Consider the following 21,734-nt stretch of genomic DNA (forward strand, 5'->3'; position numbering starts at 1 on the left):
GCGACAGTGTGGGTGGCGGAGCGCAAAGATGGTTTCGGCCGTCCGGATTGTCCCTGTTTCGCTCCACCTTTTGCGGTGGAATCAGAATGTATCTCCCGTCCTCCCGGCGCCGGGCATAGATCTGGTCGTCGATGTATTTGATATCGGTCGGATAGCAGTCAGCACTGTTGCAACAACTGACGCTCGGATTATCCGGCATGTGCCAGGTCGAATAGAATTTCTCGTGCAGCGCCTGGTCCTGGGGTGGGTGCCGGCGATGTACGGCATCGTGTCCCGCCTCCTGTGCCCGGACCGTCGCGGTGGAGCCGAGAAGAACCATCGAGCACAACAGCCTGCATGAACGGTTCAACGTTCGCTCCCGGATCAGATCCTCGGACGATGTCAGCTCTCTAATTCGGCCTCACGCGGCCTGAACCCGGAACAACCACCGGTGATCGCGCTCGCGGCGTGTGCGGAAGCGATCGACACACTTCTTGGAGCAGAGCGCGGTGCGCCAGGAATAGTAGCGGATCAGACCAAACTTGCCGCCACACACCGCACAGCCATTGTCTGAAGAGCAACATTCGGACTCGGATCGGCCACGCTCAGGAAGCACCGATGTCACGCACATTGTCGTCTTCCTCCCTTGCTCGCGCTTTGCCAGTTCGTTTCCTTCGGTTCTCGTGCGCTCGCTGCGATACGCCCGATGGTCATGAGGCTATTCCTCAGGGCACGAGACGCTCAATTGTACGGAGGTAAATGACCGATATGACTAGGAATGGAGGAGCTATACCTAGGTTTGTCCGTACTCGCCCGGGGAGCTCCCCGCCGGCTCATGTGCAACGAGACGGCGCACGATGCTCCGGCCGCACGGTCACCGTGAAAAACTTGCCGGCATGGCATACGCAATGCGCCGCCCTGGACAGGACGGCAGCGGTCAAGTCACAGGCGTACGTGATGACTGCCCATCCGACCTTGGCGGGAATTGCTCGTCTCGCTGCAACGTGCTCTACTCGTATTCACGCAGAGAGCGCCGGGAGCGTCTGCGATGAAGCCTGGCCGAGCAGCGACATTCGGGAAGTCAGCCGCGCAATTCCTCGCCGGCTGCGTAAGGCAAACCGTCACCGCCAAGCCGCGCAGCGAGCCCGATGGTGACGACTTGCTCGAGGCGGTCAAGCAGTGGCAGCAAGTGTTCGAGCACACCCCGGTCATGTACTTCATGGTCGATCCGGCCGGAACCGTGATCAACGTGAACACGTTCGGCGCCGCGCAACTGGGCTATGCCGCCGCGGAGCTGATCGGCCGATCGGTGCTGGATGTCTTCTTCGAGGAGGATCGCGACTTCGTCCGCGCGTGTGTCACGCTGTGCCTTGAGACCGTCGACCAGTCTCACACCTGGGAGATCCGGAAGATACGCAAGGACGGCTCGGTGCTATGGGTGCGCGAGAATGCCAAGACCATGCTGCGGGGCGATGGTGGACCAATCGTCCTGGTCGCCTGCGAGAACATCACCGAGCGCAAGGAAGCCGAGAATGCGCTGCGACAGAGCGAGGCTTATCTCGCCCAGGCGCAGGAACTGAGCCACACCGGCAGTTTCGGATGGAAGGCCGCAACCCGCGAGATCACCTGGTCCAAGGAGACCTATCGCATCTTCCAGTGCGACGAGGGAACCAAGCCGAATATCCCGTTCATGCTCCAGCGGATCCACCCGGACGACCGGCTCGCGGTGCAACAGACCACGGCTCGGGCCGCACGAGAGGGAAAGGATTACGATCACGAATACCGGCTCGTGATGCCCGACGGCTCCATCAAGTACGTCCGGGCGGTGGCCCGCGCGATGCGGGATTCGAACGGGTGCGTGGAGTTCGTGGGATCAGTGACCGACATCACGGCGACCAAAGAGGCAGAGCGCAGACTGCGCGCGAGCGAGCAGCGCTTCCGCGACTATGCTGAAACCGCCTCTGACTGGTTCTGGGAAACAGGGCCAGACCATCGCGTCACCCAAGTATCGGAGCACTCTGATACCATCACCGCTCCCGCCGGCCTGATCGGACTCACGCGCTGGGATATCGCTCCTGACGCCGATCTCGAACCCGAGAAATGGCAGCAACACCGAGCGGCGCTCGACGCCCACGTCCCCTTCCGCGACCTGGTGTATCGCAGCAAGGATCGCAACGGGCAGCCGATCTACGTCCGGACCAGCGGCAAGCCGTTCTTCGACGCCGACGGCGCTTTTCTGGGCTATCGCGGCGTCTGCACTGACGTAACCGCGGCCATCCGGGCCAATCAGGCCGAAGACGCACTGCGCAAGGCCCAGGCCGAGCTCGCCCATGTGACGCGTGTCACGACTCTGGGTGAGCTGACCGCTTCCATTGCCCACGAAATCAATCAGCCGCTCGCCGCTGTGATCGCAAACGCCGACGCCTGCCTCGCCTGGCTGCAGCGCAGTCCGCCCGACCTCCAAGCGGCCGGCCGCTCCGTCGAGTGGATCATCGAGGATGGCACGCGTGCCAGCGATGTGATCCGTCGCGTTCGAGCGCTCGCCAAGCGCTCCGACATCGACATGGCTCCGCTCGACGCCAATGTCGTCGTACGGGAGTCGGTGGCGCTGGTTCAGCGTGAGATGGCCAGCCACGCCGTGTCGGTGCGAATGGAGCTGTCGTCGGCACTGCCGAAAATATTCGGCGATCGAATCCAATTGCAACAGGTCCTGATCAACCTGATCATGAACGGGATCGAGGCCATGGAAGACGTCCATGATCGCCCGCGCGAGCTGGCGATCCGTTCAGCGGCGAGCGGCGATGACGCGGTGCTGGTGAGCGTTTCCGACTGCGGGGGCGGCATCAGTGAACAGGCGATAGACCGCCTGTTCACGCCGTTCTTCACCACGAAGTCCACCGGCATGGGCATGGGGCTGTCGATCTGTCGATCCATCATCGAGGCGCATGGTGGACGGCTTTTCGCCGCACCCAACCAGGAGCACGGCGCGACTTTTCAGATCACCTTGCCCCTCCATCGAGAGGAAACTTCGTGACCGAGCGCGGGGAACCTCCGCCACCGCAGAAGGAGGACGGCGATCAGCCAATTGTCTTCATCGTCGATGACGACGCGTCCATGCGCCGTGCGCTCACCAATTTATTCGAGTCGGTCGGCCTCAAGGTCGAAGCATTCGGCTCGGCACCACAACTCCTCCACGCCAAGCCGCCGGAAGTCCCCAGTTGCCTCGTGCTCGACATCCGCCTTCCCGGAGCCAGCGGCCTTGACCTTCAATCCGATCTTGCCAAGGCGAATATCCACACGCCTATCATCTTCATTACCGGTTACGGTGATATTCCCATGACGGTTCGGGCCATGAAGAGCGGCGCGATCGACTTCCTGACCAAGCCGGTCCGCGACCAGGACATCCTGGACGCAGTCCAGGCCGCGATCGAGAGAGACCGCAAGCGCCGCGACCTCAACAGGACGGTCTCGACCGTGAGATCCCGCTTCGAGTCACTCTCTCCGCGGGAGCGAGACGTATTGTCACTGGTGACGGCCGGCCTGATGAACAAGCAAGTGGCCGCCCAGCTCGGATTGGCAGAAATCACCGTCAAGATCTATCGCGGCCAGATCATGCGGAAAATGGGCGCGAAGTCGCTGGCCGATCTGGTGAGAATGAGCGAGGCGATCGGGATAGGGTCCAACAAGCCCGACGCACAAACCTAAGTATGAGTTTCCAATCGCAACCGGCAGGTCCACCTTATCGGTTTATGTATAGCCGTGGCGACGGCGAGCGTGATGCCGGGTGGGGAGCGGACGTCTTGTCAGCGGCTTCGGTCATTTCGGTGCTTGACGACGACCCTTACGTGCGGGCCGCTATCAACAATCTCCTGGAATCGCGCGGGTACGTCGTCCACACATTCGCCTCAGCCGAGGAGTTTTTGAGGTCGTCCGATTCGAATGGCACCTCGTGTGTGATCGCCGACGTGCAGATGCCGCTGATGACGGGAATCGATCTGTTGACGCAGATGCGCGCGCATGGTTCGGCGACGCCGTTCATCTTCATCACAGCCTTCCCGGACGAGAGCGTGCGGGTGCGTGCCCTCAAAGCCGGGGCAATCTGTTTTCTCGGCAAGCCGTTCGCCGCCTCGGATCTGATGCAGTGCCTGGACCGTGCGCTGGCGGCAGGTCACGAAACCTTGCAGTGAGCGCCAGCTTCAATCCACCTTGATGTTCGCCGCCTTGATCATCGGCCACCATTTTGCGATCTCGGCCTTCTGGCGGGTGCCGAGCGCTTCGGGCGTGAGCTGATCCTTGGGCGTCATCTCCAGTCCCTGGCTTTCGAGCTGCTTCCTCACTCCGGGATCGTTCAGCGCTTCGACGGCGGCTGCATTGAGCTTGGTCACGATCTCCTTCGGCGTGCCCTTCGGAACCCACATGCCCGACCACAGCGTCATGTTGAAGCCTTTCAGGCCCGCCTCCTCCGCGGTCGGAATGTCGGGCGCCGAGCGCAGGCGCTTGTCGTCGGTGACGGCATAGGCGCGGATGGTGCCGGCGCGGACCTGGTTGATGGAGTTGGAGGTCTGGTCGACGATGAGGTCGATCTGGCCGGCGATGAGGTCGTTCAGCGCGGGCGCGGTGCCGCGATACGGCACGTATTGCAGCTTGATGCCGGAGACGTTCTCGAGATAGACGCCCGCGATATGGCTGCCGGAGCCCGCGCCGGCGGTGCCTGCGGTCGGCGGCGACGGCCGCGACTTCAGCCAGTCCAACAGCTCCTTCAGCGAGGTCGCAGGTACCGCGTTCTTGCTGACGACGATCATCGGATTGCTCGGCAACAGCACCACCGGCTCGAGGTCGGCGACGAGATCGTATTTGAGCTTGTAGACGGCACCGTTGGCGACGTGGGTGCCGAGGTGGCCGAAGGAGATGGTGTAGCCGTCCGGCGGCGATTGCACGGCGCGGCCGACGCCGATCGAACCGCCCGCGCCGGTGACATTCTCGATCACCACGGGCTGCCCCAACGTCACCCGCATCCGGTCAGCGAGGACTCGCGCCATCGCATCCGACGGTCCGCCGGCCGCGAAGGGCACGATGACGGTGATGGGACGTGAGGGATAGTCGTCGGCGCGCGCGGCGCCGGTCACAGCGAGAATAGCAATCAGCGCAGCCCAAGCGGCCTTCTTCATTGTCTTCTCCCCAGCGATGTCGTTGTTGTTCTTTTTGGCCCTCCGCCCGCGTACGGGAAGAGGGATCATTCGTAGTCTGGCACCGCGCTAGAGCGCGATGCGATTAGGATGAATCGTCATCGCGCTTTAGATCGTTGTTGAAGCATGATCTTTTCGGAAAACCGCTGCGCACTTTTCCGGATCATGCTTTAGAACTGCGCGTAATCGATCGGCTTGTGGCGGTCGAGCGTGCGGGTGACCGGCGGCAGCGGGTACTTCAGGCCGGTCGCGCAGTTGAACAGCATCACGCGATCGGTCTTGCTGACGCGGCCGTCGGCGAGGCTCTGCTTGTAGGCGGCGTAGGTGGCGGCGCCCTCGGGACAGAGCAGCAGCCCCTCCTCGCGCGCAACCTCGTTCAGCGCCGACGAGATCTTGTCGTCGTCGACGGCGATCGCAAAACCCTTGCTCTTCCGCACCGCGCGCAGGATCAGGAAATCGCCGATCGCCTGCGGCACGCGGATGCCCGAGGCAATGGTGTGAGCGTCCTCCCAGCGCGTAGCGTGCTCGGTCCCGGCTTCGTATGCGCGCACCATCGGCGCGCAGCCCGAGGCCTGCACCGCAACCATGCGCGGACGCTTGCTTCCGATGAAGCCGATCTTCTCGAGCTCGTCGAAAGCCTTCCACATGCCGATCAGGCCGGTGCCGCCGCCGGTGGGATAGAAGATCACATCGGGCACGTCCCAGCCGAGCTGCTCGGCGAGCTCGAGGCCCATCGTCTTCTTGCCTTCGATGCGGTACGGCTCCTTCAGCGTCGAGGTGTCGAACCAGCCGACCTTCGCCTTACCCTCGCCGACGATCTTGCCGCAATCGTCGATATAGCCGTTGACGCGGTAGACGGTCGCGCCCTGCAGCTCGATCTCGCTGACATTCACCTCGGGCGTGTCGGCCGGGCAGAAGATCGTGGTCTTGATGCCGCAGGACGTCGCATAAGCGGCGAGCGCCGCGCCGGCATTGCCGTTGGTCGGCATCGCCATGTGCTTGATGCCGAGCGCCTTGCCCATCGAAACCGCCATCACGAGCCCGCGTGCCTTGAACGAGCCGGTCGGCAGCCGTCCCTCGTCCTTCACGATGATCTCGCCGCCCCCGAGCTTTTTCCCGAGCTTCGGCAGCCGGATCAGCGGCGTCGTGACCTCGCCGAGCGAAACGATGTCCTCGCATTTGCGCACCGGCAGCAGCTCGCGGTAGCGCCACATATCGCCGGGGCGCTGGGCCAGCGCATCCTTCGTCAGCGCCTTCTTCACGCCGGCGAGGTCGTAGCGGACAAGAAGCGGCTTGCCGGCCTTGGAGAGGTTGTGGACCTGGTCGGCGGCGTAATGATCGCCCTCCATCGCGCATTCGAGATGGGTGACGAAAGTGGGGCGTTCGATGGTGAGGTTGTCGTTGTCGTGCATGGGTTGATTTCCTTCTTATTCTGCAATCGGTTCTCTCTGCTCGTCATTGCGAGCGCAGCGAAGCAATCCAGAATCTTTCCGCAGGGCTGTCTGGATTGCTTCGCTGCGCTCGCAATGACGGCGGTGGGCGACGATGAGCCCGTCAAATATTCAGCACCCTTCCATACGCATCCAGCACGGCTTCCTTCATCATCTCCGACAGCGTCGGATGCGGGAAGACCGTGTGCATGAGCTCTTCTTCCGTGGTCTCCAGGTTCATGGCGACGACGTAGCCCTGGATCAGCTCGGTGACCTCCGCGCCGACCATGTGGGCGCCGAGGAGCTGACCGGTCTTCTTGTCGAAGATCACCTTGACCAAGCCCTGGTCCTCGCCGAGCGCGATGGCCTTGCCGTTGCCGACGAAGGGGAAACGGCCGACGCGGATCTCGCGGCCGTTCTCTTTCGCCTTGGCTTCGGTGAGGCCCACGGACGCCACCTGCGGATGACAATAGGTGCAGCCCGGGATCATGTTCTTGTCCATGGGGTGCGGGTTGAGGCCCTTGATCGCCTCGACGCAGATCACGCCTTCATGCTCGGCCTTGTGTGCGAGCATCGGAGGGCCGGCAACGTCGCCGATGGCATAGATGCCGGGGATGTTGGTCTTGCCGTAGCCGTCGACGACGACGATGCCGCGGTCGGTCTTCACGCCGAGCTTTTCGAGGCCGATGTTCTCGATGTTGCCGACGACGCCGACCGCCGAGATCACGCGCTCGAACTCGGTGGCGACGGGCTTGCCCTTGCCGTCGTCGATGGTGGCGACGACGCTGTCGGCCTTCTTCTCCAGCTTGGTCACCTTGGTCGAGGTCATGATCTTGATGCCCTGCTTCTCCAGACGCTTGCGCGCCAGACCGGCGATCTCGGCATCCTCGACTGGCAGGATCTGCGGCAGCACCTCGACCACGGTGACGTCGGAGCCCATGGTGTGGAAGAAGGAGGCAAACTCGATGCCGATCGCGCCGGAGCCGACCACCAGCAACGACTTCGGCATCCGCTCCGGCACCATCGCCTCGAAATAGGTCCAGACCAGCTTCTTGTCGGGCTCGAGGCCGGGCAGCACGCGCGGCCGCGCACCGGTCGCGACGATGATGTGCTTGGCCTGGTAGGTGCCCTCGCCCAACGCCCCCTTGGGGGCCTCGACATCGGACTTCTTCACGGTGACCTTGCCGGGCGCGTCGATCGAGGCCGCGCCCCAGATCACGCTGACCTTGTTCTTCTTCATGAGGAAGCCGACGCCGTCGTTGAGGCGCTTGGAGACGCCGCGCGAGCGCTGCACCACGGCCTTCGGATCGAACGAGACCTTCTCCGCCGACAGGCCGTAATCCTTGGCGTGCTGCATGTAGTGATAAATCTCGGCCGAGCGCAGCAGCGCCTTGGTCGGAATGCAGCCCCAGTTCAGACAGATGCCGCCGAGATAGGATTTTTCGACGATTGCCGTCTTGAGGCCGAGTTGCGCGGCACGGATCGCGGTGACGTAGCCGCCGGGACCGGAGCCGATGATGATGATGTCGAAGGATGTGTCGGCCATAGCGGCTCCCGTTCAACTCAAGAGGCGCCGCGGGCGCGGCGCTTGACCAAAAGAGACCTCACCAGCCATTCGAGCACCACCACCAGGACCATCACGGCCAGTGCGGTGAGCACGATCGGCTGGGCGATGTTCCGCGCCAGTTGCTCGCCGGCAAAGAACGCAGAACGAAGAAAATCGAGCCCGATCGGATTGAGCGCGACGACGGCTCCGAGCAGCAGCGATATCCATGGCCAGCGGGTCCGGACATGCAAGGTTGCCCCCTCTGCCGCCGCGTCAGACCATCATCATCACGGGGTTTTCGATCAGCTGCTTGAAGGCGCCGATCAGCTCGGCGCCGAGCGCGCCGTCGATGGCGCGGTGATCGCAGGACAAGGTCACGCTCATCATGTGCGCGACCTCGATCTTGCCGCCGCGCACCACGGGACGCTCCTCGCTGGTGCCGACCGCAAGGATCGTCGCATGCGGCGGGTTGATCACGGCGGTGAAGTGGCTGATGCCGTACATGCCGAGGTTGGAGACGGCCGTGGTGCCGCCCTGGTACTCCTCGGGCTTGAGCTTGCGCGAACGGGCGCGCGCGGCAAAATCCTTCATCTCGTTCGAGATGGTCGAGAGCGTCTTGGTCTCCGCCTTGCGGATGATCGGCGTGATCAGGCCGCCGGGCATCGCGACGGCAACGCCGACGTCGGAATGATGATGCTTGACCATGCCGCTTTCGGTCCAGCTGACATTGCAGTTCGGGATCCTCTGCAGCGCCACCGCCATCGCCTTGATGACGAAGTCGTTGACCGAGATCTTGTAGAGCGGCTTCTTCTCCTTGTCCTTGGGAGCCGCCGCATTGATTTCCTCGCGCGCGGCGAGCAGCTTGCCGATATCGCAGTCGATGGTGAGATAGAAGTGCGGGACGTTCTGGATCGATGCGGTCAGGCGCTGCGCAATGGTGCGGCGCATGCCGTCATGCGGGACAATGTCGTAAGAGCCGGGCTCGAACAGCGACAGGATCTGCTTGTCCGACATCGTCGGCGCGATCGAAGGCGCGGATGACGGAGCAGCAGCAGGTGCCTTGAGGCCCTTGCCCGATTTGGCCTGCTCGACGTCGCGGGCGACCACGCGGCCATGTGGACCGGTACCTGCAATCATCGAGACATCGATGCCGGCGTCCTTGGCCAGGCGCCGTGCCAGCGGAGACGAGAACACGCGGCCACCATGGCCGTTGCTTTGCGCAGCCGCCGCTGCCGCCTGCGGCGCAGGTGCAGCCGCGGGCGCCGGAGCGGCCTTGGGCGCGGAATCCGGTGCAGCAGCAGGAGCCTCGGCGGGCTTGTCTGCCGTCTTCTCAGCAGATTTGGGCGGCGCGGCCGAGGCGCTGGGCTTGGCGCTGCCCGCAGCCTTCACGTCCTCGCCTTCGCCGGCGAGCACGGCGATCACGTCGTTGACCGGGACATCCTGCGTGCCCTCGGGCACCAGGATCTTGGCGATCGTGCCCTCGTCGATCGCCTCGACCTCCATGGTCGCCTTGTCGGTCTCGATCTCGGCAATGACGTCGCCGGATTTGACCTTGTCGCCTTCCTTCTTCAGCCACTTGGCGAGGTTGCCCTTCTCCATCGTCGGCGAGAGAGCGGGCATCAGGATGTTGATGGGCATGCTGACCTCACGAAGAACTTCTCAAAAACGTCGTCCTCGATGCGAAGACGAACAGACCAGGTTTAGTTGCCGATGTCGCCCTGCCACAGGCGCTCATTGGCTGGGATGGAACGCCAATTCTTCATCATTGTGATGGAGCGGTCGTCGGCAAGGTCGATCCAGGGGATCCCGAACTTGTCGAGGATGTCCTTGGAGCCGGGGAAGGTGACGGATTCCCCGATCACCACGAGCTTGACCTTGAACAGCGCGAGCGCCCCGGCGCACATCGAGCATGGCGACAGCGTGGTGTACATCACGGTATCGTGGAACTTGATCGCGCCGGCTTCGCGCAGGCAGCTCATCTCGCCGTGCAGGATCACGTTGTTCTCCTGCACGCGGTTGTTGTGGCCGCGGGCGATGATCTTGTTGTCGCGCGTCAGCACGGCACCGATCGGCAGACCGCCCTGAGCGATCGAGGCTTCCGCCTCGCGGATCGCCTCGAGCATGAAATCGAAGTGGTAGGATTCGATCGCCATGGTCAGTGTCCCTTGCCGCGTGGCGTCGTGGTGCCGGTGTCGGTAGGACGCTCGATCTCGGCCTGGAACATCTCGAGGATCCGGCTCAACGCGTCCTCCTCGGTGTATTCGCTCTCGCGCGCATAGGCGCGCGCAGCATGACGGGCGAGATCGACGAGCAAGAGGCCCCACATGTCGGGTTCCTCGAAGGCGCGCTGGAACGCCATCGACAGCCCGCCGTCCAACACGAATACGCGCAGGATCTCGACCGCGTCGTCGCGGCTCATGACGTCGGGCGGCAGTGGCTGCTCCTTGGGGCCCGCCATGATCTACCTGTAGCAGACGGCTTTGGCGGCCTCGACGACTTCCGCCGCCGAAGGCAGCGCGAGCTTCTCCAGGTTCGCGGCATAGGGCATCGGGACGTCCTTGCCGGAAACGCGCGCGACCGGCGCATCCAGATAGTCGAAGGCGTTTTCCATGATACGCGCGGCGATCTCGGCGCCGACGCCGCTCTGTGCCCAGCCCTCTTCCACCGTGACCGCGCGACCGGTCTTCTTGACGGAGTTGACGATGGTCTCGGTGTCCATCGGGCGCAGCGTGCGCAGGTCGATCACCTCGGCCTCGATGCCGTCCTTGGCGAGTTCGTCGGCGGCCTTGAGCGCATAGGTCATGCCGTTCGACCAGGAGATGATGGTGACGTGGCTGCCGGAACGCACGATGCGCGCTTTGCCGATCGGGATGATGAAATCATCCAGCTTGGGCACTTCGCCGGTGTGACCGTAGAGCACCTCGTTCTCAAGGAAGATCACCGGATTGGGATCGCGGATCGCGGCCTTGAGCAGGCCCTTGGCGTCGGCTGCCGAATACGGCGCGACCACCTTCAGGCCCGGGATGTGCGAGTACCAGGACGAGTAATCCTGGCTGTGCTGGGCGGCAACGCGCGCGGCCGCGCCGTTAGGTCCGCGGAACACGATCGAGCAGCCCATCTGGCCGCCGGACATGTACAGCGTCTTGGCCGCGGAGTTGATGATCTGATCGATCGCCTGCATGGCGAAGTTGAAGGTCATGAACTCGACGATCGGCTTCAGGCCGGTCATCGCGGCACCGACGCCGACGCCGGCAAAGCCGTGCTCGGTGATCGGGGTGTCGATGACGCGCTTGGCGCCGAACTCCTGGAGCAGGCCCTGGGTCACCTTGTAGGCGCCCTGATATTCGGCGACCTCCTCACCCATCACGAAGACGTCCGCGTCGCGGCGCATCTCCTCGGCCATGGCGTCGCGCAGCGCTTCGCGGATGGTCTGCGTCACCATCTCGGTACCCGCGGGCACTTCCGGATCCGGCTCGGCAACGGCCTGCGGGGCGGCCTTCGGCTGCGGCGCCTCGGCCTTGGCGGCGGCCGGGGGCGCCGACTCGGCAGCCTTCTCCTGCTTGGCCGGCGCGGACGCCTTGCCGAGATCAGCGGCGCTCTCGCCGTCGGCGAGAATGGTGGCGATCGGCGTATTCACCGCAACGTCGGCGGTGCCCTCGGGGATCAGGATCTTGCCGAGCGTGCCTTCGTCGGTCGCCTCGACCTCCATGGTCGCCTTGTCGGTCTCGATCTCGGCGATGACGTCACCGGACTTGATCGTCTCGCCCTCTTTCTTCAGCCATTTGGCGAGGTTGCCCTTCTCCATCGTGGGCGACAGCGCGGGCATCAGCACTTGAATTGGCATATCGGCTCCAAAAGAAAGCTTGCGCGCGTTCAGCGGTAAACGTCGGTCCAGAGCTCGGCGGCATCCGGCTCGGGATCGTGCTGGGCGAAATCGGCGGCGGCGTTGACGATGTCGCGCACGTCAGCATCGATCGCCTTCAGATCCTGCTCGCTGACCTTCGCCGCCAGGAGGCGGTTGCGCACCTGCTCGATCGGATCCTGGTCGTGGCGGACCTTCTCGACCTCCTCGCGCGTGCGATATTTTGCAGGGTCGGACATCGAGTGCCCGCGATAGCGATAGGTCTGCATCTCCAGGATGAAGGGCCCCTTGCCGGCGCGGCACCAGGCCGCCGCCTCCTCGCCCGCCGCCTTCACGGCACGGACGTCCATGCCGTCGACCTGCTTGCCGGGGATGTTGAAGGAGACGCCGCGCTTGGAGAAATCCTGCTGCGCCGAGGCGCGCGAGACCGATGTGCCCATGGCGTAGCGGTTGTTCTCGATGACGTAGATCACCGGCAGCTTCCAGAGCTCCGCCATGTTGAAGCTCTCATAGACCTGGCCCTGATTGGCCGCGCCGTCGCCGAAATAGGTGACGCTGACATTGTCGTTGCCGCGATAGTGATTGGCAAAGGCAAGCCCGGTGCCGAGCGAGACCTGGGCGCCGACGATGCCGTGGCCGCCATAAAAGTGCTTCTCCTTGCTGAACATGTGCATGGAGCCGCCCTTGCCCTTGGAGTAGCCGCCGCTGCGGCCCGTGAGCTCGGCCATGACGCCGTTGGCATCCATGCCGGTGGCAAGCATGTGGCCGTGATCGCGATAGCCGGTAATGACCTGATCGCCCTGCTTCAGCGCCATCTGCATGCCGACCACTACGGCCTCCTGGCCGATATAGAGGTGACAGAAGCCGCCGATCGCGCCCATGCCGTAGAGCTGGCCTGCCTTTTCCTCGAACCGACGGATCAGGAGCATGTCGCGGAGCGCCTTGAGCTCCTGCTCCCTGGTGAATTCCGGAGGCGAACCGCCGTCGGTCTTATCCTGTGGAGGGCTTGCGGCGGCTTTCTTGGGGGCGGCCATGGGAATTCCGGGTCAGAGAAAACTTTCGCCCTCTCTAACCCAAGTCAATCGCGTGCGAAAGCACCGCGGCGGCATGACACGCCTTTCATTATGCCGCACTGCAACGTGATCGAAATATTGCAAAATCTTTGGCGCTGATCGGGTAACAAATCTATGCGCACATGGGCGCGCGCGGATTCGTGAGCAGATCAAGAACTGCGAACCAACAGAATCCTGCCGGTCGAAAACTCGTCCCACGAATGGGGCGCTGCAGCTTCCGCGACGTCATGGCCGGGCTCGTCCCGGCCATCCACGCCTTGCCCCGCGGCACGGAGGACGTGGATGCCCGGGACAAGCCCGGGCATGACGGCCTCCTGAGCGGGACATCCCTCATCAGAAGAAACCGAGCTTCTTGGGGCTATAGCTGACCAGGAGGTTCTTGGTCTGCTGGTAATGATCGAGCATCATCTTGTGGGTCTCGCGCCCGACGCCCGACTGCTTGTAGCCGCCGAAGGCCGCATGCGCGGGATAGGCATGGTAGCAGTTGGTCCAGACCCGGCCGGCCTGGATCTCCCGGCCGAAGCGGTAGCAGCGGTTGGCGTCGCGACTCCAGACGCCGGCACCCAATCCGTAGAGTGTGTCGTTGGCGATCGCGAGCGCCTCCTCGTCGGTCCTGAAGGTCGTGACCGAGACGACGGGGCCGAAAATCTCCTCCTGGAAGATTCGCATCTTGTTGTGGCCCTCGAACACGGTCGGCTGGACGTAGAAGCCGCCGGCGAGATCGCCCGCGAGCTCGGCACGGCCGCCGCCGGCCAGCACCTTGGCGCCCTCCTCCTTGCCGATGTCGATGTAGGAGAGGATCTTGGACAGCTGCTCGCTGGATGCCTGAGCGCCGATCATGGTAGTGGGATCGCGCGGATCGCCCTGCTTGATCGCGGCGACGCGCTTCAGCGCCCGCTCCATGAAGCGGTCATAGATATCCGCGTGGACCAGCGCCCGGCTCGGACAGGTGCAGACCTCGCCCTGGTTCAGCGCGAACATGACGAAACCTTCGATCGCCTTGTCGAAGAAGTCGTCGTCTTCGGCGATGACGTCCTTGAAGAAGATGTTCGGCGACTTGCCGCCGAGCTCAAGCGTGACGGGAATGAGGTTCTGGCTGGCGTACTGCATGATCAGCCGCCCCGTCGTGGTCTCACCGGTGAAGGCGATCTTGGCGATGCGCGGGCTGGACGCCAGCGGCTTGCCGGCCTCGAGGCCAAAGCCGTTGACGATGTTGAGGACACCGGGCGGCAGGATATCCGCGATGATCTCGGCCCAGACCATGATCGAGGCCGGCGTCTGCTCGGCGGGCTTGAGCACGACGCAATTGCCGGCGGCAAGCGCAGGCGCAAGCTTCCAGCAGGCCATCAGCAGCGGGAAGTTCCAGGGGATGATCTGGCCGACCACGCCGAGCGGTTCGTGGAAATGATAGGCGACGGTGTCATGGTCGATCTCGCCGATCGAGCCTTCCTGGGCGCGGACGACGCCGGCGAAATAGCGGAAGTGATCGATCGCGAGCGGCAGGTCGGCGGCGCGGGTCTCTCGGATCGGCTTGCCGTTGTCCCAGGTCTCGGCAATCGCAAGGCGCTCGAGATTCTCCTCCATGCGGTCGGCAATCCGGTTCAGGATCGCGGCACGCTCGGCGACGCTGGTGCGGCCCCAGGCGGTTTTGGCGGCATGCGCCGCGTCGAGCGCCGCCTCGATGTCTTGCGCATCGGACCGCGCGATCTTGCAGACGATCTGGCCGGTCACCGGCGAGGCATTGTCGAAATACTTGCCGGAGATCGGCGCCACGAACTTGCCGCCGATGAAATTGTCGTAGCGTTCGGCAAAGGGAACTTTGGTGACGCTGAGGAATTCCACCTTGTTCATTGATCACTCCCGATGTTTGCTGCTTGCTTGTCGTCGTGTGTTCACGACTTGCGCCGACGATGATGCGGGAGGCGTTTTCTGTCAGCCCGGGCGGGAGCGATGGTGGGGCGGACCTGTCGCACTTCTGCGACAGGTGGGGCGGCTGCCCGTCATTGCGAGCGCAGCGAAGCAATCCAGAGTCCCTCCGCGGAAAGACTCTGGATTGCTTCGTCGCTTCGCTTCTCGCAATGACGATTCTTAGGAAACAACGCAGCTCAGTGGTTCAGCTCGAACCGCTTCAGCTTCCTGTGCAGCGTGGCGCGGCTGACGCCGAGGGCCTTGGCGGCTGCCGAGACGTTGCCGCCGGCGCGAAGCAGCGCCCGCTGCAACACCGCGCGCTGGCCGCCGGCAAGGTGATCGCGCGCGGTATCACCGCCGAGAAGGTCGGCGGCAGGCACCGGCTGCAATGCCCGGCCGGGCGCGATTCCGAGCGCCACCCGGGCGGAGCGGGTCGCGCCGATCACGAGATCGTCCGCATCGACCGCAACGAGGCCGCTGCAACTTCCGTCCGCAGCTTGCGTCAGCACGATGCGGGCATCGGCAAAAGCCTTTCGAAACAGGTCGGCCTCGATACGCCTGGCCGCCTCGCCCGTCGCGAGCGCGATCAGGCTGGCGAAGCAGTCGGTGCGGTCGGCGCGGCAGGAGGAGACGTCGAGCACACCGACAAGCGCGGCCTCATGGTCGTGGATCGGAACCGCGGTGCAGCTCAGAAGCGTATTGCGGGCAAAGAAATGCTGGTCGCGATCGATCGTCAGCGGGCGCTGCTCGACGAGGCAGGTACCGATGCCGTTGGTGCCCTCGTGCTCCTCGCTCCAGAGCGCACCCGTCCACAGGCCCCAGGACTGAAACGTCGCGTCGTCCGCCACCGTGCCGCGGCGATCGACCGGCACGCCATCGCCGTCGGCGAGCAGCACGCAGCAGCCCGCGGCGCCGACAGCCTGATACAGCCGGTCCATCGCGCCTTGCGCCGCAGCCAGAAGCGGCGCGACACGTTCGCGCGCGCGGTGCAGCTCGGCTTCGGTCAGCCGTATCGGCGCGGTACGGCCGCCGGGATCGAGATGATGCAACCGGGAGGAACGACGCCACGAGGCCACGAGCGCGGACCGAGCCGCCTGGCCTGACGTGATGGCGGCCTCGACACGGGCCGCGTGATGCCGGGGCATTGACCCATTCATCACTGTTTCCTCCGGATGACAGTCTAGAAACTGCCGGTGCTGCCCGGTTGATCTGCGTCAACAAAGGCGCCGGAAGCCATGCGCTCGTTGCGGCGCGGCCGTCAAGGCGGCCGTCGGGTTCCAGGCCTACGACTTTCGCTGGAATTGGGACACGCAAGTCGGTTTCGGCAGCGGCTTTCGGTGCCGCTTTCGAAAGCTGCGGATGCGCTACTTCGCCGGGATCATCCGAACGAGATCGCGCGAATTGACGTAGTCGAGCTGGAAGCGCGCTCGCTCGTCCAGCATGTCGGGGTCGATCTTCTCGGACCGCAGCAGCGACACCCGCTGTTCGCTCCTGGCGCGCTCACGCTTGAGCTGGGCCAGCTCGCTGGTCAGCGCGATGATCTCCTGGTCGAGCTCCTGGCGGGCGTTGAGGCCGTATTTGCCGGTATAGGCGTTGACGCCGAAATAGCCGACGATGGCCGCCGCCATCGCATAGAGGGCAAGACCGGTCAGGATCGATTTCAGGCGCGCGCGCGAGACCATCTTGGGAAGATGGGACAGGTTGGTTAAGGGAGTGCTAATTGCCGAAACGAGGCACACTATCCCGTCATGGCCGGGCTTGTCCCGGCCATCCACGTACTTTGCCTGCGATAACGAAGAACGTGGATGCCCGGGACAAGCCCGGGCATGACGGAGAGTCGAGCAGCCTTGGCTTAGACGTCAGCCCTGATGTTTCGCCACATGCGCGGCGAAGGCGTCGATGAATTGCTGCAGCACCGTCTTGAGGGAGTCCTTGGTCAGATTGCCGTCCGCGTCGAAGGCGTCGCCGACGCCGCTGAGGTAGATCTCCGGCTGCTGGAGAACCGGACCGGAAATGCCCGGCAGAATGTTTTGCAGATGCTTGGCCGCGCTGACGCCGCCGAGCAGCCCCGGCGAGTTGGAGATGATGCCGACCGGCTTGCCGAGGAACGAGCTCTTGCCGTAGGGCCGCGAGGCGACGTCGATGGCATTCTTCAGAACGCCCGGGATCGAACGGTTGTATTCGGGCGTGACGAACAGGACGCCGTTCGACTTCTGGAGCTTTTCGCGGAAGGCGAGCCAGTCCGCGGGCGGCGCGCCCTCGAGGTCCTGGTTGAAGAACGAAATGCCTGCCGGCGTGACGACCTCGAGCCTGAGCGAGCCAGGCGCCAGCTTGGCGAGCGCATTGGCGATCTTGAGCGAGAAGCTGTCCTTGCGCAGGCTGCCGGCGATCGTGACGATGTTGTAGGCCATGGAATGTCCTCGAGGGCTTGAGCGGGAGTGCCGGGACGGCACTTAAGCCAACCGGACCAATGGATGCAAGTGCATGAATTGGTCCGATTTGGAAACGCTGCGTTTCGCGAATGCAGCCCAAACAAATCGGGCCGCCAGGTGGCGGCCCGGTCGTTCGCGCAAACGCCGCGTGCAGATCAGATCGTCGGATTCCACGCCGACGGGATCAGGCGATATTTGGCGCCGTCCTTCTCGACATGGCCGACCGAGGGGAAGGCGAAGTGGAAGCCGATCACGGTCGCCTTTTCCGCTGCCGCCATGTCGTAGAACTTGTGGCGCGTCGCCTGCGCCATCGCGGCGTCGTTGTCGAACACCACGTGCCAGTCCGGATTGCGCAGGAAGAACTCCGGAATGTTGGTGACGTCGGACTGGATCAGCACCTTGGCGTCGCCCGAGGCGACTGCGAAGGAGGTGTGCCCGGGCGTGTGGCCGGGTGTCGCGATGGAGGTGATGCCGGGCGCGACCTCCTTGCCCCATTCGTACTTCGTCACCTTGGATTCGAGGCCGGCGAAGGTCTTCTTCACGTTGGCGAAGTAGTTCTTCATCATCGGATTGGCTTCGGCCTTGGCAGCGTTGTCCTCGCTGGTCCAGAACTCCCAGTCCTTGCCCGGCACCATGATCTCCGCATTCGGGAAGGCCAGCGCGCCGTCGGCCAAACGGATGCCGTTGGTATGGTCGGGGTGCAGATGCGACAACAGCACGACGTCGACGTTCTTGGGGTCGACGCCGGCGGCCTGAAGGTTTTGCAGCGTGCGGCCGACCGCGCCCTTGCTCGCCTCGAAATTCGCAATGCCATTGCCGGTGTCGATCAGGACCAGCTTGGAACCGGTGTTGATGAGCTGCGGATTGAACGGCACGGTGACCATGCCCTTCGGCATGTAGGCCGCCTCGCCGGCCGCCAGCGCCTCCTCCTTCGGAATGTTGACGACGAACTTGTCAGGCATCGGGAAGGTGCGCGCGCCGTCGTTGATCGAGGTGCACTCGAAGCTGCCGACTTTGTAACGATAGAAGCCCGGCGCCTGCGTCCCGGCTTGCGGCACTGAGGCATTCGCGGCGATGGGCCCGAGCCCGGTGACGGCCGCCGCGCCCATGGCGGCGGCGCCTGCGAGCAGGTGACGGCGATTGAGATCGGTCATGGAATGTCCCTTCTGAGCGCCTTGCGGTTCGTCCGCTTGAAATGGCGGCGGAATAATCCCCCGCGTCGCTCAGAAGGCAAGACCTTCTTTCGGTGACGTGCCGTCGCACGTCACGATTATTTATTTGGGGCGATGGGGAATTTTTTCGCCGGTGGCCTGTCCACGCCAGTATCGCTTCGGTGCATGGCCGTAGATTCGTTTGAAGGCATGCCCGAAGGCGCTTTCCGACGAATATCCCAGTTGCGCGGCGGTTGCCGAGACGGTCGCACCGCGTCGCAGCTGATCGCGCGCAAGCCGCATTCGCCACCGAAGGAGGTAGTCGAGCGGCGCCAGCCCCACCAGGGACTTGAACCGCTTCGAAAATGCGGATCGCGACATTGCGATCGCGTCGGCCAATGCTTCCAGGGTCCAGGGGTGAGCAGCGTCTTCGTGCATCAGCCTGATTGCCTTGCCGATCCTGGCATCGACCAGCGCGTTGATCCATCCAAGTCCCTCGCCGGCACCCTGATCCAGCGCCGCGCGGAGCACCTGGACGAGCAGGACGTCGGCGAGCCTGTCGGTGAGTACGGCCGTTCCGATTCCCGTCCCCCTGATTTCAAGGTCGAGAATGTGGAGCGTGGAATGAATGACGGCTGCCGAGCGACTGCGCGATGGTATGAGCAGAAAGCGGGGCAGCGCATCGAGCAGCAATTCGGCGTCCGATGCCTCGAAACCGAAACTGCCGGCAAGCAGAACGGTATCGCTCCCTGCGCCACGCGCAACATCCGACTGCGCCCAATCGAACGCCGCCAATCCGTCTTCGGGCGCGAGGCGTTCGTCGTTGGCCAGAACGTAGGCTGGTGCATTGGCGAGAAGAAAACAGTCGCCGGTGGCAAGCCGATGATGGGCTTCGTCACCAAAGTCGATCCAGCAATCGCCTCGGATGACCGCGCCGAACTTCAGGGCGGGTTTTGCCGGGAACCGATACGACCAATGGCCGCCCGCCTCGAACCTCGTGCAACGCGCAGCGCGAACGTCCAGGAGTGAGAAGGCCTGGGACAGAGGGTCCAAGGTCTTGTCCAACTGTTTGCCCAAGTGCCTGTCGAAGCGCTTGTCGAAGTGCTCGTCCGGAAGTTTGTCCAAGGCTTGATCCGATCTCGACGATTTTCGAGCATTTCAAACATAGATCATCCTCGCTACCGATGCGAATTTCATCGCGTAACGAATTGGATGGAACATCTATGACAGGCATCGCAGGCAAGGTCATCGCCATCACGGGCGCCAGCAGCGGAATTGGCGAAGCCACTGCCCGGCATCTCGCAGAACGTGGCGCCATCGTGGTCCTCGCCGCACGGCGTTCCGAGAGGCTGGAGATGCTGACCGCGAGCATCACCTCGAAGGGCGGAAAGGCGTCGTATCTCGTCACCGACGTCAGGCAGCGCGAGGATGTCGCCAGGCTCGTCGGTCTCGCAACGGACCGATGCGGAAAGCTGGACGTCATGATCAACAATGCCGGGATTGCACCGATTTCCCGTCTGGACGATCTGAGGGTCGACGATTGGGACGATATGATCGACGTGAACGTGAAAGGCGTGCTCTACGGGATCGCTGCGGCCCTTCCCGTCTTCCGTCGTCAGGGCTTTGGCCACTTCGTCAACACCCTGTCGACCGCCGGCATCAAGGTCGTTCCGACAATGGCCGTCTACGCGGGATCCAAGAACGCCGTCAGGGCGATTTCCGAAGGGCTTCGTCAGGAGGCCGGCCCGTCGCTTCGGGTGACGACCATCTCCCCCGGTTATGTCGACACCGAGCTTCCATCCTCCATGACGGATTCCGTGCTACGGGATGAGGGGCTGGCGAGCATGAAGGCGCTGGCCATTCCGGCGAGCGCGATCGCAGAAGCCATCGCTTTCGCGATAGCGCAACCAGATAGCGTGGATGTCGGCGAGATCGTCGTTCGCCCGACTGCTCAGGCATGAACATGTCGATCAAGCCAGGATAGGCCGGCGCGGCCGGCCCCTGCCCCCGGGGTCACGCGCCGTCGCAGGTCACGATTTATTCGGGTTGATGAGGAATTTTTCGCCGGTGGCGCGTTTGCCGTACACGGCGATGTTGGCGGGATCGAGCGCCTCGGCCAGCGAGACCACCTTGGTGTAGTGACTGGCGAAGGTGGTCTTGAGCTCGGACGCCACGCGCTGGCGCAGGCGGCCGATCTCGGCCGGGCCGATCTTCTGGAGGAACGGCGTCAGCAGCCAGCCGCCGACGCCCCAGGTCAGGCCGAACGACCGGCTCAATTCGGTCGGCCGATTGTCGAGGCTGCCGTAGATATAGACCTGCTTGTACACGTTGGAGCCGTAGCGGCTGTATTCCTTCGCGGTCTTGTTGGCCGCAACTTCCATCGCGGTCAGAATCTGGCTGGCCAGCTTGCCGCCACCGATGGCGTCGAACGCGATCGTGGCGCCGGTCTCGACCAGCGCATTGGTGAGAGCGTCCGTAAAATCAGGCGCGCTGGAATCCACGATGTACTTGGCGCCGATCTTGCGCAGGATATCGGCCTGCTCCTTGCTCCGGACGATGTTGACGAGGCCGATGCCGTCCTTGATGCAGATCTTGTTGAGCATCTGGCCGAGATTGGAGGCCGCCGCGGTGTGCACGAGCGCCTTGTGGTTCTCGCGCCGCATCGTCTCGGTCATGCCGAGCGCGGTCAGCGGATTGACGAACCAGGACGCGCCGTCGGCGGCCGTGGTGCCCGCCGGCAGCTCCATGACGTCGCGGACCTTCAGCACGCGGTACTGCGTGTACATCGCGCCGCCGATCATCGACACCGTCTTGCCCATCAGGGCCTTCGCAGCGTCCGACGACCCGGCCCCGATCACGGTGCCGGCGCCCTCGTTGCCGACCGGCAGCGACTGATCGAGCCGGGCTCCCATCATCCGCATCGCCGCCTCCGGCATCGTCGCGGTGATGACGGGCATCTCCTTCGTGCCGGAGGCCTTGGCGGCCGACATGTCGGCGGGCCCGATCAGGAGCCCGAGGTCGGAGGGGTTGATCGGCGTCGCCTCGACGCGAACCACGACCTCGTCGTCGGCCGGCTCCGGCGTCGGGACGTTCACGAGGGACAACTCCAGCTCGCCGCTTTTCTTGAGCAGCGAACGCAGCTGCAGTCCGGACTTGCCGTCGCTCAT

Annotated in this window: 20 protein-coding genes; 4 read left to right on the plus strand and 16 right to left on the minus strand. The window is 63.8% G+C overall.

The genetic code is table 11. The features are described 5' to 3' along the window. The first annotated feature begins 1,027 nt into the window (after positions 1–1,027). The 3 genes from FJV43_RS36910 (at position 1,028) to FJV43_RS36920 (ending at position 4,166) form a co-directional block, all read left to right on the plus strand. Positions 1,028–3,013 (plus strand): PAS domain S-box protein, encoded by a 1,986-nt coding sequence (locus FJV43_RS36910; RefSeq protein ID WP_239623768.1) that lies wholly within the window; start codon positions 1,028–1,030, stop codon positions 3,011–3,013. After that, positions 3,010–3,684 (plus strand): response regulator transcription factor, encoded by a 675-nt coding sequence (locus tag FJV43_RS36915; RefSeq protein WP_239623769.1) that lies wholly within the window; start codon positions 3,010–3,012, stop codon positions 3,682–3,684. Before FJV43_RS36910 ends, FJV43_RS36915 begins: the two co-directional genes overlap by 4 nt. A 95-nt stretch (positions 3,685–3,779) precedes the next feature. Then, entirely contained in the window at positions 3,780–4,166 is a 387-nt protein-coding gene (locus FJV43_RS36920; RefSeq protein WP_239623770.1) for a response regulator, read from the plus strand. 9 nt (positions 4,167–4,175) lie between these two features. Here the strand turns inward: FJV43_RS36920 and FJV43_RS36925 are convergent, their stop codons facing one another. The 15 genes from FJV43_RS36925 to FJV43_RS36995 all read right to left on the minus strand — a co-directional run bounded on the left by FJV43_RS36925 (position 4,176) and on the right by FJV43_RS36995 (position 19,644). Beyond that, positions 4,176–5,147 (minus strand): tripartite tricarboxylate transporter substrate binding protein BugD, encoded by a 972-nt coding sequence (locus tag FJV43_RS36925; protein WP_239623771.1) that lies wholly within the window; start codon positions 5,145–5,147, stop codon positions 4,176–4,178. Between the two features lie 188 nt (positions 5,148–5,335). Beyond that, positions 5,336–6,577 carry a threonine synthase gene (locus FJV43_RS36930; RefSeq protein WP_239623772.1) on the minus strand — a complete coding sequence of 414 codons (1,242 nt, stop codon included), beginning with the start codon at positions 6,575–6,577 and terminating at the stop codon, positions 5,336–5,338. A gap of 142 nt (positions 6,578–6,719) precedes the next feature. Beyond that, positions 6,720–8,141 (minus strand): dihydrolipoyl dehydrogenase, encoded by a 1,422-nt coding sequence (lpdA, locus tag FJV43_RS36935; protein ID WP_239623773.1) that lies wholly within the window; start codon positions 8,139–8,141, stop codon positions 6,720–6,722. Positions 8,142–8,158: 17 nt separating this feature from the next. Beyond that, entirely contained in the window at positions 8,159–8,392 is a 234-nt protein-coding gene (locus FJV43_RS36940) for a hypothetical protein (RefSeq protein ID WP_239623774.1), read from the minus strand. 22 nt (positions 8,393–8,414) lie between these two features. Further along, positions 8,415–9,779, minus strand: coding sequence for a pyruvate dehydrogenase complex dihydrolipoamide acetyltransferase (locus FJV43_RS36945; RefSeq protein WP_239623775.1), 1,365 nt, complete (start codon positions 9,777–9,779; stop codon positions 8,415–8,417). Positions 9,780–9,841: 62 nt separating this feature from the next. Continuing rightward, the gene (locus FJV43_RS36950; RefSeq protein ID WP_239623776.1) at positions 9,842–10,294 is read right to left on the minus strand and encodes a nucleoside deaminase; all 453 of its coding nucleotides are present in this window, start codon (positions 10,292–10,294) and stop codon (positions 9,842–9,844) included. Positions 10,295–10,296: 2 nt separating this feature from the next. Continuing rightward, complete coding sequence (locus FJV43_RS36955; protein WP_239623777.1) at positions 10,297–10,599, minus strand: DUF5076 domain-containing protein; 303 nt, start codon at positions 10,597–10,599, stop codon at positions 10,297–10,299. A 3-nt stretch (positions 10,600–10,602) separates the two neighbouring features. Continuing rightward, positions 10,603–11,985: a pyruvate dehydrogenase complex E1 component subunit beta gene (locus FJV43_RS36960; protein WP_239623778.1), complete on the minus strand. Its 1,383-nt coding sequence runs from the start codon at positions 11,983–11,985 to the stop codon at positions 10,603–10,605. Positions 11,986–12,014: 29 nt separating this feature from the next. After that, positions 12,015–13,037: a pyruvate dehydrogenase (acetyl-transferring) E1 component subunit alpha gene (pdhA, locus tag FJV43_RS36965; RefSeq protein WP_239623779.1), complete on the minus strand. Its 1,023-nt coding sequence runs from the start codon at positions 13,035–13,037 to the stop codon at positions 12,015–12,017. Positions 13,038–13,409: 372 nt separating this feature from the next. Next, on the minus strand, positions 13,410–14,927 hold the full coding sequence (adh, locus tag FJV43_RS36970; RefSeq protein ID WP_239623780.1) for an aldehyde dehydrogenase: 1,518 nt from the start codon (positions 14,925–14,927) through the stop codon (positions 13,410–13,412). Positions 14,928–15,181: 254 nt separating this feature from the next. Then, a complete protein-coding gene (locus FJV43_RS36975; protein ID WP_239623781.1) occupies positions 15,182–16,141 on the minus strand; it encodes a GAF domain-containing protein in 960 nt (319 codons plus the stop codon). 207 nt (positions 16,142–16,348) lie between these two features. Then, the gene (locus FJV43_RS36980; protein WP_239623782.1) at positions 16,349–16,666 is read right to left on the minus strand and encodes a septum formation initiator family protein; all 318 of its coding nucleotides are present in this window, start codon (positions 16,664–16,666) and stop codon (positions 16,349–16,351) included. Positions 16,667–16,843: 177 nt separating this feature from the next. After that, on the minus strand, positions 16,844–17,395 hold the full coding sequence (locus FJV43_RS36985; protein WP_239623783.1) for an NAD(P)H-dependent oxidoreductase: 552 nt from the start codon (positions 17,393–17,395) through the stop codon (positions 16,844–16,846). 176 nt (positions 17,396–17,571) lie between these two features. Then, complete coding sequence (locus FJV43_RS36990) at positions 17,572–18,570, minus strand: MBL fold metallo-hydrolase (RefSeq protein ID WP_239623784.1); 999 nt, start codon at positions 18,568–18,570, stop codon at positions 17,572–17,574. 120 nt (positions 18,571–18,690) lie between these two features. Further along, the gene (locus FJV43_RS36995) at positions 18,691–19,644 is read right to left on the minus strand and encodes an AraC family transcriptional regulator (protein ID WP_239629784.1); all 954 of its coding nucleotides are present in this window, start codon (positions 19,642–19,644) and stop codon (positions 18,691–18,693) included. A gap of 146 nt (positions 19,645–19,790) precedes the next feature. On the opposite strand from FJV43_RS36995, the gene FJV43_RS37000 reads away from it, so the two are divergent. Beyond that, the gene (locus FJV43_RS37000; RefSeq protein ID WP_239623785.1) at positions 19,791–20,528 is read left to right on the plus strand and encodes an SDR family oxidoreductase; all 738 of its coding nucleotides are present in this window, start codon (positions 19,791–19,793) and stop codon (positions 20,526–20,528) included. Between the two features lie 69 nt (positions 20,529–20,597). Here FJV43_RS37000 and FJV43_RS37005 read toward each other — a convergent pair whose 3' ends face one another. Continuing rightward, positions 20,598–21,734 (minus strand): zinc-binding dehydrogenase, encoded by a 1,137-nt coding sequence (locus FJV43_RS37005; RefSeq protein WP_239623786.1) that lies wholly within the window; start codon positions 21,732–21,734, stop codon positions 20,598–20,600.

Source organism: Bradyrhizobium sp. I71 (assembly GCF_022354745.1).
GTDB classification, from domain to species: domain Bacteria; phylum Pseudomonadota; class Alphaproteobacteria; order Rhizobiales; family Xanthobacteraceae; genus Bradyrhizobium; species Bradyrhizobium liaoningense.